Source organism: Micrococcus sp. MS-ASIII-49 (assembly GCF_000946635.1).
GTDB lineage: Bacteria > Actinomycetota > Actinomycetes > Actinomycetales > Micrococcaceae > Micrococcus > Micrococcus luteus.
This window is the reverse complement of sequence record NZ_JXSP01000124.1, coordinates 19,580-31,548: the sequence shown is the minus strand read 5'-3', so window position 1 is coordinate 31,548 and position 11,969 is coordinate 19,580. Positions and strand designations below refer to the sequence as shown.

General features: G+C 74.2%; 9 protein-coding genes. 7 read left to right on the top strand and 2 right to left on the bottom strand.

From position 1 onward, the window contains the following. Nucleotides 1–68: 68 nt before the first annotated feature. Nucleotides 69–959, bottom strand: coding sequence for a siderophore-interacting protein (locus SJ20_RS09010; RefSeq protein WP_049147987.1), 891 nt, complete (start codon nt 957–959; stop codon nt 69–71). Nucleotides 960–1,120: 161 nt separating this feature from the next. On the opposite strand from SJ20_RS09010, the gene SJ20_RS09005 reads away from it, so the two are divergent. From SJ20_RS09005 to SJ20_RS08985, 5 genes are read left to right on the top strand one after another with little or no spacing between them, the layout of a single operon-like run. Continuing rightward, nucleotides 1,121–2,716: a pyridoxal-dependent decarboxylase gene (locus SJ20_RS09005; protein WP_052833454.1), complete on the top strand. Its 1,596-nt coding sequence runs from the start codon at nt 1,121–1,123 to the stop codon at nt 2,714–2,716. Further along, entirely contained in the window at nt 2,713–4,038 is a 1,326-nt protein-coding gene (locus tag SJ20_RS09000) for a lysine N(6)-hydroxylase/L-ornithine N(5)-oxygenase family protein (RefSeq protein WP_044659670.1), read from the top strand. The genes SJ20_RS09005 and SJ20_RS09000 overlap by 4 nt, the downstream gene beginning before the upstream one ends. Before the next feature lie 5 nt (nt 4,039–4,043). Next, nucleotides 4,044–4,688, top strand: a complete 645-nt coding sequence (locus SJ20_RS08995) for a GNAT family N-acetyltransferase (RefSeq protein WP_223246401.1) — start codon at nt 4,044–4,046, stop codon at nt 4,686–4,688. Then, the gene (locus tag SJ20_RS08990; RefSeq protein WP_020624757.1) at nt 4,685–6,520 is read left to right on the top strand and encodes an IucA/IucC family siderophore biosynthesis protein; all 1,836 of its coding nucleotides are present in this window, start codon (nt 4,685–4,687) and stop codon (nt 6,518–6,520) included. Before SJ20_RS08995 ends, SJ20_RS08990 begins: the two co-directional genes overlap by 4 nt. Beyond that, on the top strand, nt 6,517–9,222 hold the full coding sequence (locus SJ20_RS08985) for a GNAT family N-acetyltransferase (protein ID WP_044659667.1): 2,706 nt from the start codon (nt 6,517–6,519) through the stop codon (nt 9,220–9,222). Before SJ20_RS08990 ends, SJ20_RS08985 begins: the two co-directional genes overlap by 4 nt. Before the next feature lie 74 nt (nt 9,223–9,296). On the opposite strand, the gene zapE is transcribed toward SJ20_RS08985, so the two are convergent. Beyond that, on the bottom strand, nt 9,297–10,352 hold the full coding sequence (gene zapE / locus SJ20_RS08980; RefSeq protein WP_080981737.1) for a cell division protein ZapE: 1,056 nt from the start codon (nt 10,350–10,352) through the stop codon (nt 9,297–9,299). Between the two features lie 223 nt (nt 10,353–10,575). Between zapE and SJ20_RS08975 the strand changes: the two genes are divergently transcribed. Together SJ20_RS08975 and SJ20_RS08970 are read left to right on the top strand one after the other, a co-directional pair. Continuing rightward, entirely contained in the window at nt 10,576–11,469 is an 894-nt protein-coding gene (locus tag SJ20_RS08975; protein ID WP_044659665.1) for a sulfurtransferase, read from the top strand. A 37-nt stretch (nt 11,470–11,506) separates the two neighbouring features. Continuing rightward, the gene (locus SJ20_RS08970) at nt 11,507–11,965 is read left to right on the top strand and encodes a SufE family protein (protein WP_004167585.1); all 459 of its coding nucleotides are present in this window, start codon (nt 11,507–11,509) and stop codon (nt 11,963–11,965) included. The last annotated feature ends 4 nt before the right edge of the window (nt 11,966–11,969 follow it).

Below are 11,969 nucleotides of genomic sequence, written 5' to 3'. Positions count from 1 at the left end.
CCCTTCGTCGTTCCGGGGCGTGCGGTCGGCCTCGTGCTCGGAGCACGGACGCCGACCGTCGGACGGGATCAGAGCCGCGGGCCGTCCACCCGCCAGTAGCCGCTGAACATGATCGCGCGCTTCGGTGCGATGCCGCGGCGGACGATCACCCGCCGCGCCGCCGTCGCGAGCGACTGCTCGCCGCACGCCCACACGTGGTCGCGGGGCGCGGCGGGGAGGTCCTCGAGGTGCGGCGTGAGCAGGGCGCCCGGCACGGCGTCTCCGCGGTGCAGGACCGTGAGCGTGGCGCCCTCCGGGACCTCGAGGGCGGGGACGTGGTCACGGCCGGGCACCTCCAGGACGACGTCCATCCGGCCCCCGCGCGGCGTGCGACGCTGCGCGGCGAGGGCGGCGGCGATGCTCGGGACTGCGGTCTCGTCCCCCACCACGAGGTGCGACTCCCCCGCCGCCGGCAGACGATAGGCGCCCGTCCCGGTGCGGAAGCCGGCGACGTCGCCCGGACGTGCGGTGCGCGCCCACGTGCCGGCGGGGCCCGCATGGTCGTGCACGACGACGTCGACGTCGATCTCACCGACGGAGGGCCGGTGCTCGGCGACCGTGTACCACCGCAGATCCGGCCGCACGTCCTCGGGGATCCGCCCGACCGCTCGCCGCGCATTGAGCGCCGCGGGATCGGGCATCACGAGCGCCCGCCCCGGGGGCGGGGTGAGCAGCCCGAAGTACTCGTCGCAGCCCTGCGGGGTGAACGTGCGGAACTCCTCCGCGGCGAACGTGAGACGACGCAGCCGGGGGGCGAGCAGCCACGTGGCGCGGACCGTCATGGTCCACTGCGGATACTCGTCGCGGTCAACGGGCATCGCCTGGCCGAGGGCCGCGAGCCCGCGGTAGGCCTTCATCTGCAGGGCCTCGACACGCGAGGGACGGGCGGCAGGCGGGGGGAGGACGGAGGAGCTCGTCATCCGGTCATCATAGGTGAGCCTCACCTTTGCTGGAGTCCTCCCTTTGAATACGTCACGTCATTGTTGCGTATTTGCTTTCTTAGGTAAGGCTTCCCTACTGTGCGGGACGTCCGTGGCGCACGCCGCCCGGAGCCGACGACCCCCTCACGGAAGGCCCTCCCATGCTCCCTCGCCTGTTCGGACTCGGCGATCCAGCCGCCTACCTCGACGCCACCGGCAGGGCGGCCCGGGTGGCCGTCGACACCGCCTACGACCGCGCGGGGGTCCACCCGGACACCCCGTCGACGCACCTGGCCGACGCCGTCGGCGCCGTCGACTTCTCGCAGCCGACGGGCAGCCTCGACGACGCCCTCGCCGAGGTCGCGGAGCTCTACGCCCACCAGACCACCGCCTACCACCACCCGCGCTATGCCGCTCACCTCAACTGCCCGGTCCTGCTCTCCAGCACCGCAGCGGACACCGTGCTCGGGGCGCTCAACACGGCGGTCGAGTCCTGGGACCAGGCCCGCTCCGCGGCGCTCATGGAGCAGCGGCTCCTGGCCGAGGTCGGACGCTGGTGCGGGTTCGCCGCGGGCGACGGCGTCTTCACCTCCGGAGGGTCGGCCTCCAACCTGCAGGCCATGACGCTGGCCCGCGGCCGCGCCGTGCAGCGCCTCACCGGCCACGCCGGGCTCGCCGACCTGCCCGCCGAGGTGCTCGGCTCGCTGCGCGTCTTCGTCAGCGCCGCCACGCACTACAGCATCGCCAAGGCAGCCGGCCTGCTCGGGCTGGGTCGCCACGCCGTGGTCGTCGTCCCCACCGACGCCGCCGGGCGTCTGGACCCCGGGGCCCTGGCCGAGGCGGTCGAACGTGAGGTGGCCGCCGGTGCCGTGCCGATGGTCGTCGTCGCGACGCTGGGGACCACCGACCGCGGCGCCATCGACCCGCTGCCGGCCATCGCCGACGTCGCCGAACGCCACGGGATGTGGGTCCATGCGGACGCGGCCGTGGGCGGGATCCTCGCCGCGAGCGCGGCGACGCGCCACGAGCTGCCGGGGCTGCACCGTGCGGACTCGGTGACGATGGACTTCCACAAGACGTTCTACGTGGGGCTGGCCTGCAGCGCGCTGGTGGTGCGGGACGCCGAGAGCCTGCGCCATGTGACGGTGCATGCGGACTACCTGAACCCGGAGGACAGCGTCCATCCGAACCTGGCGGATCGGTCCTTGCAGACGAGCCGCCGGTTCGACTCGCTCAAGCTGTGGCTGACGCTGCGTGAGCATGGGGCCGAGGCGGTGGTGTCCCTGTTCGCGGGGGCGCGCGAACGCACGCGGCAGGCGTGCGGGATCCTGCGGGCCCGGCCGACGTTCGCGGTGCTGGAGGATCCGACGCTGGTGACAGTGCTGTTCCGGGTGCGGGCCGAGGGACTGTCGGAGGAGGAGTGCACGGCGGTGCAGGCGGCGACGCACCGGGAGCTCGTGGCCGGCGGGCGCGCGCTGATCGCGACGACGGTGGTGGACGGGGTGCCCCATCTGAAGTTCACGATCCTGAACCCCGCGGTCACCTCGGGCGAGCTGGAGGAGCTGGTCGACGTCGTGGAGGAGGCGGCGCTGCGGCACGTCGACGCGGTGCGGGCGAGCCGTCATCGGTGGCGCGGGGTGGCGCGGACCCGTCCGCATGGCCCGTCGGTCGCCGTGTCCTGCACGCTCCCCGCTTCGGCGGGGCCACGTCCGTCCGCGGCGCGCGTGGACGAGCACGGAGAGCAGGTGTGCGCATGAGCCCGGCGTCCACGTCCCCCCGCCGCGTGCTCGCGATCGGGCTGGGCCCGTTCAACCTGAGCCTGGCCGCGCTGGCCCACCCGCTGCCCGACGTCGAGGTGGAGGTGGTGGAGAGCCGCGACGCGTTCGTGTGGCACCCGGGCATGATGCTGCCGGGCGCGCAGATCCAGGTGCCGTTCCTCGCGGACCTGGTGACGTTCGCGGACCCGACCTCCCCGTACTCGTTCCTGGCGTATCTCAAAGCGATGGGCCGGCTGCACCGCTTCTACATCCGGGGTTCCTGGTACCCGCTGCGGCGGGAGTTCTCGGACTACTGCGCGTGGGTGGCAGCCCAGCTGCCCGGCATCGCCTACGCGACCACGGTGACGGCGGTGCGGTGGGACGATCAGGCGGACGAGTTCGTGGTGGAGGCGGCCTCCGCGGCCGGGACCAGCACGCACCGGGCCGACCACGTGGTGGTGGGCACGGGCACGGTGCCGTCCCTGCCCGCGCCGCTCGCGCGCGTCGCGGAGGAGTCGGCCCGGGTCGGCGCGTCCCCCGTGGTGCACACGGGTGAGTACATGGGCCGTCGCGAGGACATCGCCGGGGCCGGGTCGGTCCTGGTGGTGGGCAGCGGCCAGTCGGCGGCGGAGTGCGCCCTGGACCTGCTGAACGCGGGCCACCCGGACCTCACGTGGGTCACGCGCTCACCCCGGTTCTTCGGCATGGAGGTCGGCCAGCTCACGCTCGAGCTGACCTCGCTGGACTATGAGCGGCACTTCGCCACTCTGCCCCGGGCGCGGCGGGATGAGATCAACGCATCCCACCGGTCCCTGTACAAGGGGATCAGCGAGTACACGATCGAGGACGTCTACCACGCGCTGTACGAGCGCCAGGTGGGTCCGCTGGACCCGGCCCGGCTGTGGCCGGGCACGTCGGTGACGGACGCCCGCCTGGTCGCGGGCCCGGGTGCGCCCCGGGTGGAGGTCACCCTGCGCGACGAGGAGACCGGGGTGACCGGGGGGCGCGTGGTGGACCGTGTCGTCGCGGGCACGGGCTACCGCCACCCGGACCATCCGTTCCTGGAGCCGGTGCGGCACCTGCTGCGCGCGGAGGACGGTCGGACGACGGCGAACGCGGACCACGCGATCGACGTGAGCGGCCGCCGGATCTTCGTGCACAACACCGCCGAACAGCCCCTGGGTCTCACCGGCCCGGACCTGGGCATGGCGGCGGAGCACAGCGGCCGCATCCTCAGCACGATCGCCGGCCGCCAGGTCTACGCGCAGGCCGAGTCGATCGCGTTCCAGGACTTCGGTGCCGTCGCGGCGGGCGTCCGGTGAGCGCCGTGACGCCGCCGCAGACCACCGTGGACGGTGCGGCCGCGAGCGCGGCCCGTCGTGTGGAGCTCCGTCCCGTGGGCGCGCAGGACCATCCGCTGCTGCACCGGTGGGTGACGTCCCCGCACGCCGTGTACTGGGAGATGACGGAGGCGGGTCTGGCCGACGTCGTGGCCGAGTACGAGGCGATCGCCGCGCACCCGCACCACCACGCGCACGTGGGGCTCGTGGACGGGACCGCGACCTTCCTGGTGGAGGTCTACGACCCGGCCCACTCGGAGCTGGCCGGACGGTATGCGGGCGCGCCCGGCGACGTCGGCCTGCACGTGCTCGTCGCCCCGACGGACACCCCGGTGCCCGGGACCACGGACCTGGTGATGGCCGCGGTGGTGCGCTGGTGCCTGGCCCAGCCGGGGGCGCGGCGCGTCGTCGTCGAGCCGGACGAGCGCAACGCCGCCATCCGGGCGAAGAACCTGGCCGCCGGGTTCACGGAGCTCGGTCCCGTGGCGCTGGGATCCAAGACGGCGATGCTCTCGATCGCCACGCCCGAGTCCTTCACTGCCAGCCGGATCGGCGTCCTCGCCGCCGGGCTGGACCTCACCCTCCCCGAGCCCCCGCTCCTCCTCACCCCCGACAGGCAGGTGTCCGCATGACCCCCGTCCCCCCGTCCTCCCCGTCCCGCCTGGACGCGCTGACGGCGCCGACCGCCCGGCACGCCCACCGGCTGCTCGTCGCCAAGGCGATCCGCGAGTTCACCCATGAGCGGCTCCTGACGCCGGTGCGCGGCGAGCGGGTCGACGACGCCGGCCGCCACGCCTACACGCTCACCCTGGGCGGGGTGCGGTGGACGTTCACCGCGCGTGCCCTCCCGCTCGAGCACCTCGGCGTGGATCCGGACTCGGTGTGCCGTGCCGGGGATCCGGACGCGGTGGCCGTCGACCGCTTCGTCCTCGACGCGGCCGAGGTGCTCGGGCTGGCCGGCGAGGCGCTGGACGTCTATCTCGAGGAGCTCGCCTCCACCTTCGCCGCCCGGTGCCACACCCTGGCCGGCGAGCGCCCGTCCGCCGCCGACCTGGTGGACGCGGACTACACGGCGGTGGAGGCCGCCATGAGCGAGGGACACCCGGGCTTCGTGGCCACCAACGGCCGCATCGGCTGGGGGGCCACGGAGTACGCGATGTTCGCCCCCGAGGGCGGGCGGGCGCTGCACCCGGTGTGGCTCGCGTTCCCCTCCGAGCTCGGGGGACGGTGGACCTGGCCCAAGACCGCGAGCGCGGGCGCCGCCGTGCCGGCGCCGCCCCCGCCGATCACCGAGGCGGTGGCGGGCCTGTGGGCGGAGCGGGCGGCGGCGCTCGACGTCGATCCGGAGGCGTACACGCTGATCCCGGTGCACCCGTGGCAGTGGGAGCACCGGATCCAGGTGGCGTTCGCCCCCGACCTCGCCGCGGGGCGGCTGGTGCACGTGGGCGAAGACCCGGACGCGTTCACGGCCATGCAGGCGGTGCGCACCCTGTTCAACGCGAGCGACCCGCACGCCCCGCAGCTGAAGACGGCGTTGTCCGTGCAGAACATGGGGTTCGTGCGCGGCCTCTCCCCCGCGTACATGTCCGTCACCCCGGCGATCAACGCGGTGGTGGCCGACCTCGTGGACTCCGACCCCCTGCTCGCGAGGTGGGGCTTCGGGGTGCTGCGGGAGTACGCCTCGGCCGGGTACACCGGGGACGCCTTCCATGCCGTGGGCTCGAAGGGTCCTCACACGAAGATGCTCGCCGCCCTGTGGCGGGAGAGTCCGCTGCCGCGCCTGGCGGAGGGCGAGCGGGTCATGACCATGGCGGCGCTGCTGCACCGGGACGGCGGGGGCCGCTCCGTGGCGGGGGCGCTCGTGGAGCGCTCGGGGCTGACGGCGGCGCAGTGGCTGCACGGGGTGGTGACGGCCTACGTGACCCCGCTGGTGCATCTGGCCGCCGCCTACTCGACCGTGTTCATGCCCCACGGGGAGAACATCGTGCTCCGCCTGCGGGAGGGACGGGTCACCGGCGCCTTCCTCAAGGACATCGGGGAGGAGGTGGTGGTCGGCGCGGACGGCGTCCCGCTCACGGAGCAGACCCGGCGCATCCGCATCGACCTCACCGACGAGGACCTCTCCCTCTCCTTCTTCACGGACATGCTGGACGGCGTGCTGCGCCATCTGGCCGACGTGATGGACGCGGACGCCCTGCTGCCGGCGGAGGAGTTCTACGCCGTGGTGGGGCGGGTCCTCGCCGAGTACACGGCCCTGGGGCTCGCGGATGTGGAGCGCCTCGGCCTGGACGCGGAGGACTTCGCGCACTCGTGCCTGAACCGGTTGCAGCTGCGGAACGCCACGCAGATGGTGGACCTGACGGACCCGTCGGGCTCGCTGCTCTACGCCGGTCGCCTGGCCAACCCGGTGGCCGCGCCGCTGCGCCGCGCGCTGGCGGAGCTCCGGCAGGACGCCGCGGCATGAGCGCGGACGCGTGGACCGGGACGGCGACGGGTGACGTGGCGGGCCGTTGCCACCGGGACGCGCACGGCGTGCCGACGCTCGTGGCCGCGTCCCTGCCCGAGCTGGCCTACCTCCAGGGGTGGCACGTGGCGACGGAGCGGGCCTGGCAGGTCGACTGCGAGCACCGCCGGGTCACCGGCATGAGCGCCGAGGTGTTCGGCCCGCCGGCGGTGGCGAACGACGTCGCCGCCCGGCAGATGGACCTGGACGGTGCGGCCCGCCAGGCGTTCGACGCCCTCGACGACGCGGAGGACCGGGCCTGGTTCACCCGGTTCGCCGACGGCGTGAACGCGGGGCTGGACGCCGGGGCCCGGCGCGCGCCCGAGTTCGCCGCCCACGGGGTGAAGCCGCTGCCGTTCGACCCGCACACGGCGCTCGCCCTGCACCTGGGCTACAACGTCTGGCTGACCAACGCGCCGGCCGCCCTGTTCCGCACCCTGCTGGCCGAGCGCTTCCCCGCGCTCGCCGCGGCGCTGATCTCGCCGCGCCCCGACGCGGACGGCTCGAACGCCTGGGCGGTGCGCGTCGGCGCCGAGGGCGCTCCGCTCGTGGCCGCCGACCCGCACCGGCTGCTCGAGCTGCCCGGCGTCTACCAGCAGGTGCGCCTCGTGGTGGAGGCCGAGCGTCCCCGGGACCGCGTCGACGTCGTCGGCCTGGCCTTCCCCGGTGTGCCGGGCGTCCCGCATGTGGGGCAGTCCGAGCACGTCGCGTGGGTGACGACCTCGGCGATGGTGTCCTCGCTCGAGATGGTCCTCGAGGACGCCCCCGAGGGGCCGGAGGTCCTCGACGCCCGGACCGAGCGGGTGCACGTGCGCGGCGGCGACCCCGTGGACGTGCGGGTGGCCCACACCCCGCGCGGGCGGCTCGTGGACGTGCCCGGCGCCGGCCCGGTGAGCATGCGGTTCCCCGCCTGGGACCGCGCCGACACCGGCCTGCCGAGCGCGCGCCGGCTGCTCACGGCCGCGAGCGCCGCGGAGGCCTGCGCGGTGCTGGACGGGCACGTCGAGCCGGTCAATCGCGTGATCGTCGCGGACCGGCGGACGGTGCTCACCCGGCACGCCGGGGCCGTGCGGCGCCGGGATCGACGCTCGGCCTGGGGTGCGGCGCGGGCCTCCGCGCTGGGCCGGGGCTCCGCCGACGGGTCCCTCGATCAGCGCTGGGTGCGCTGGCCCGCGCCGGCCGCGGCGGACGACGTCGTGGTGGCGGCCAACGAGCCCCACCCGGACACCGCCTGCCTCACCGTGGACGCGTGCGCGCCGTGGCGGTCCCGCCGCATCCGGGAGGCCCTCGAGGCGCTGGCACCGCAGGAGCGGACCGTGGACGCGATGGCCGCCCTGCAGACGGACACCCGGACCCCGGGCGCGCCGCGGGCCTGGCTCGCCGACGCCGTCGACGCGCTCGTCGCGGACGACGTGCTGGCCGCGGAGTCCGTCCCGGCGTGGGCCGGCGACGCCGCCGCCGGATCGGCCGCGGCCCGCTGGTGGCTCCTCGTGGAGCACGAGGTGGCCGCCGCCCTGATCGCGCACCTGCCGCCCGCCTCGCGGGCCCTGCTCGGCGGCCCGTGGGCACCGTGGGGCGACGCCGCCGCATGGGTCGGCGCGGCGCTCGCCGAGCGCGGGCCGGAGCCGCTGCGCGCGGCCCTGGGGGTCGCAGCGTCGACGAGGGACCTCGTGCGGGCCGCCGTCGCCGCCGTCGGCGACGCCGCTGAGCCGCCGGGCCCCGACGACACGGCTCGGACGTGGGGTGCGGCGCATGCCCTGACCCCGTTCCTGTTCACGCACGAGCATCCCGGCGGGCCGGATGTGCCGGGGCTCGCCGACGTGCTCGACACGATCGGGTCCGTCCGGGTGGGCGGCACCGCGGACGCGGTCTGCGCCACCTCGCACGCCCCCGGCCTGGCCGTCGGCACCCACCGCGGGCCAGTGGCCCGGGTCGTGTTCGACCTCGGCGACCGCACCCGCAGCCGGTGGGTCGTCCCGTTCGGCGCCTCCGGTCTCGGAGGCGGGCACGTGACGGATCAGCTGGACGCGTGGGCCGCCGGCCGCCTGCTGCCCGTGCCGTCCGGTCCCGTCCCCCCGTCCGCCGGCAGCGGCGTCGCACCCGCCCGCTCCGTCCCCGGCGGGGCCCCTCCGGGACGCATCGTGGCCGAGGTCGGCGTCGGGGCGTTGGGCCTGACCATGACGCGCGTCCGCCCGGCCCTGGACGCCCCGCTGATCCACGCACTCGTCACGGAGCCGCGGGCGGAGTTCTACGGGATGCGCGGGCACAGCGTGCAGGACGTCGAGGAGGTCTACGACTTCCTCGAGTTCCAGCCCACCCACGCGAACCACCTCGTGTGGCACGGCGGGACCCTCGTGGCCCTCGTGCAGACCTACGACCCTCGCGCGGAGGAGGTCGGCGGCGCCTACGAGGTGCGGGACGGGGACCTCGGATTCCATTTCATCACCGCCCCCGGCGGCCTGCAGGGGCGCGCCCGCGCCACGGCCTACCGGAGCATTGTGGACTGGTTGGGCGCACGCCCCGGCACGCGTCGGCTCGTGATCGAGCCGGACGTCCGCAACACGCGGGCCGTGAAGACCGCCCGGGCTCTGGGCTTCACGGTGGACCGGGAGGTCGAGCTGCCGGGCAAGCGGGCGGCGCTGTGCTTCCGCGCCGTGCACTGACCCTGCCCCGCACACGGCGACGGCGCGCACCCGCCTCGGTGCGCGCCGTCGTCGTGCCGGTCAGGGGCGGTGGCTCACTTGTGCTCGGCCACGCCCGTCTGGCCCTCCCGGACCAGGGCGGTCATGCGGGAGACCGTGCGGAAGTACTTCTTCATGTAGCCGCCGTGCATCATCTCCTGCGTGAACAGGGCGTCGAAGGGCACACCGGAGGCGAGGACGGGCACGTCCTTGTCGTACAGGCGATCCGCGAACACCACGAAGCGCAGGGCCGTGGCCTGCTCCGTGATGGTGTGCACGTCGTGGAGGGCGAGCACGTCCACGTCCTTGACGAGCTCGCGGTAGCGGGAGGGATGCACGCGGGAGAGCATCGCGGTGAGGTCCGCGAAGTCGTCCACGGCGAGCACACCCGCGTCGGGGAAGTTCTCCTGGGCGGTGGCCTCGACGGCGGCGTCGTCCAGCGGCGACGGGGCGGCGGAGAGGCCGCGGTGGCGGTAGTCCTCGCCGTCCACGCGGATGACCTCGAACTGGTCGGCCAGGACCTGGATCTCGCGCTTGAAGTCCTGCGCCGCGAAGCGCCCCTCGCCGAGCGAGCCCGGCAGGGTGTTGGAGGTCGCCACCAGGCGCACGCCGGCGTCGGCCAGCTCGCGCATGAGGCGGGACATCAGCACGGTGTCCCCCGGGTCGTCGAGCTCGAACTCGTCGATGCACACGAGGGTGTACTCCTTGAGCTCGTCCACCGCCTTGCGGAAGGACAGGGCGCCCACGAGGTTGGTGTACTCCACGAACGTGCCGAACGCCTTGGGCCCGGGGGCCGCGTGCCACGTCGAGGCCAGCAGGTGGGTCTTGCCGACGCCGAAACCGCCGTCGAGGTAGATGCCGGCCGGCCCTGCCGCCCGCTTCTTCCCGCCGAACAGGCCGCCGAGGAACCCGCCGCCCGAACCGCCCCGGCCGAGGTCTGCCGCGAACCGGCGCAGCCGCTCCACGGCCTGTGCCTGCGAGGGGTGCGCGGGGTCCGGGATGTAGGTGTCGAAGGACACCGTGCCGAAGCGGTACGACGGGTGGAAGCCGGACAACAGCTGGTCCGGGGTGACCTGCGGCGAACGGTCGGCGAGGTGGACGATCTGAGCCACGGGACACTCCCAGGGTCGACGACGGGGATTCCGGGCCATGCTATCGGGCCGCGGACCCGACCCATGTGACCTCGCGTGTCCCGGACTGAGGGGCCCCTACCCTCTTACGTGACACCGACGTGCCGTAATCTGGCGCGCAGGGCACGGACACGGAACCCGCCGTCGTCGTGCCGCCCGCCCCGGGCCCGTGCGGGCCCGCCCCGACGCGAAGGAAGGCAGTGCCATGACCGATACCGCCGCGAAGTTCTCCGAGTACGCCCACCCCGAGAAGCTGGTGTCCACGCAGTGGGTCGCCGACCATGTCGGCGACGAGGACGTCGTGGTCCTCGAGTCCAACGAGGACGCTCTCCTCTACTCCACCGGCCACATCCCCGGCGCCCAACGCGTCGACTGGCACACCGAGCTCAACGACCCCGTCACCCGCGACTTCGTCGGCCCCGAGGCCTTCGCCGAGTTCGCCGCCTCCAAGGGGATCTCCCGGGACACCACCGTGGTGTTCTACGGCGACAAGTCCAACTGGTGGGCCGCCTACGCCCTGTGGGTGTTCACCCTCTACGGCCATGAGGACCTGCGCCTGATGGACGGCGGCCGTGACAAGTGGATCGCGGAGGGACGCGAGACCACCCGCGAGGTCCCGACCGTGGCCCGCGCCGAGTACCCGGTGATCGAGCGCGACGACCACACAGATCGTGCCGCCCGCGAGGACGTCCTGCAGGCCATCGGGACCACCCCGCTGATCGACGTCCGCTCCCGTCCCGAGTACACGGGCGAGACCACGCACATGGCCGGCTACCCGCAGGAGGGCACCCTGCGCGGCGGCCACATCCCCACGGCGGCGTCCGTGCCGTGGGCGTCCGCGGCCAACGAGGACGGCACCTTCAAGTCCCGCGCCGAGCTGGAGCAGGTCTATCGCGCCGGCGCCGGGCTGCAGGAGGGCGACGACGTGATCGCCTACTGCCGCATCGGCGAGCGGTCCTCCCACACCTGGTTCGTGCTCAAGTACCTGCTCGGCCACGAGGACGTCCGCAACTACGACGGCTCCTGGACCGAGTGGGGCAACGCCGTGCGCCTGCCGATCGCCGTCGGCGAAGAGCCGGGCGAGGCCCCCGCGCGCTGAGCCCCCGGCACGGCGTGGATCACTAGACTGGGACACCATGACCGAGAACCACGCCGTGCCCGCCGCCCTGGCCGAGATCATCGACGACTTCGCCGGGGTGCCCGATCCCGAGAAGCTCGAGCTGCTGCTGGAATTCTCGGACGAGCTGCCGGCGCTGCCGGAGCGCTACGACGGCCACGAGGCCGAGATGGAGCAGGTCGTGGAGTGTCAGACCCCGCTGTTCCTGGCCGTGGAGCTCGAGGGTGAGCCCGGTCCGCAGGCCCCGGTCCGCCTCTTCATCACCGCTCCCCCGGAGGCGCCCACCACGCGCGGTTTCGCCTCCGTGCTCACCCAGGGCCTGGACGGGCTGAGCGCCCTCGAGGTCCTGGACGTGCCCGAGGACATCCCCACCCGCCTCGGTCTGGCCAAGGCCCTCACCCCCCTGCGCCTGCGCGGAATGTCCGCCATGCTCGGCCGCATCAAGCGCAACGTGCGCGAGCAGGCCGGGATCGCCTGAGTCC

What these genes read in the sequence shown, in the direction of transcription:
- SJ20_RS08990 (WP_020624757.1), top strand. Translation starts at nt 4,685, where the DNA reads ATGACCCCCGTCCCCCCGTCCTCCCCGTCCCGCCTGGACGCGCTGACG.
- SJ20_RS08970 (WP_004167585.1), top strand. Translation starts at nt 11,507, where the DNA reads ATGACCGAGAACCACGCCGTGCCCGCCGCCCTGGCCGAGATCATCGAC.
- SJ20_RS08975 (WP_044659665.1), top strand. Translation starts at nt 10,576, where the DNA reads ATGACCGATACCGCCGCGAAGTTCTCCGAGTACGCCCACCCCGAGAAG.
- SJ20_RS09000 (WP_044659670.1), top strand. Translation starts at nt 2,713, where the DNA reads ATGAGCCCGGCGTCCACGTCCCCCCGCCGCGTGCTCGCGATCGGGCTG.
- SJ20_RS09005 (WP_052833454.1), top strand. Translation starts at nt 1,121, where the DNA reads ATGCTCCCTCGCCTGTTCGGACTCGGCGATCCAGCCGCCTACCTCGAC.
- SJ20_RS09010 (WP_049147987.1), bottom strand. Translation starts at nt 959, where the DNA reads ATGACGAGCTCCTCCGTCCTCCCCCCGCCTGCCGCCCGTCCCTCGCGT.
- SJ20_RS08985 (WP_044659667.1), top strand. Translation starts at nt 6,517, where the DNA reads ATGAGCGCGGACGCGTGGACCGGGACGGCGACGGGTGACGTGGCGGGC.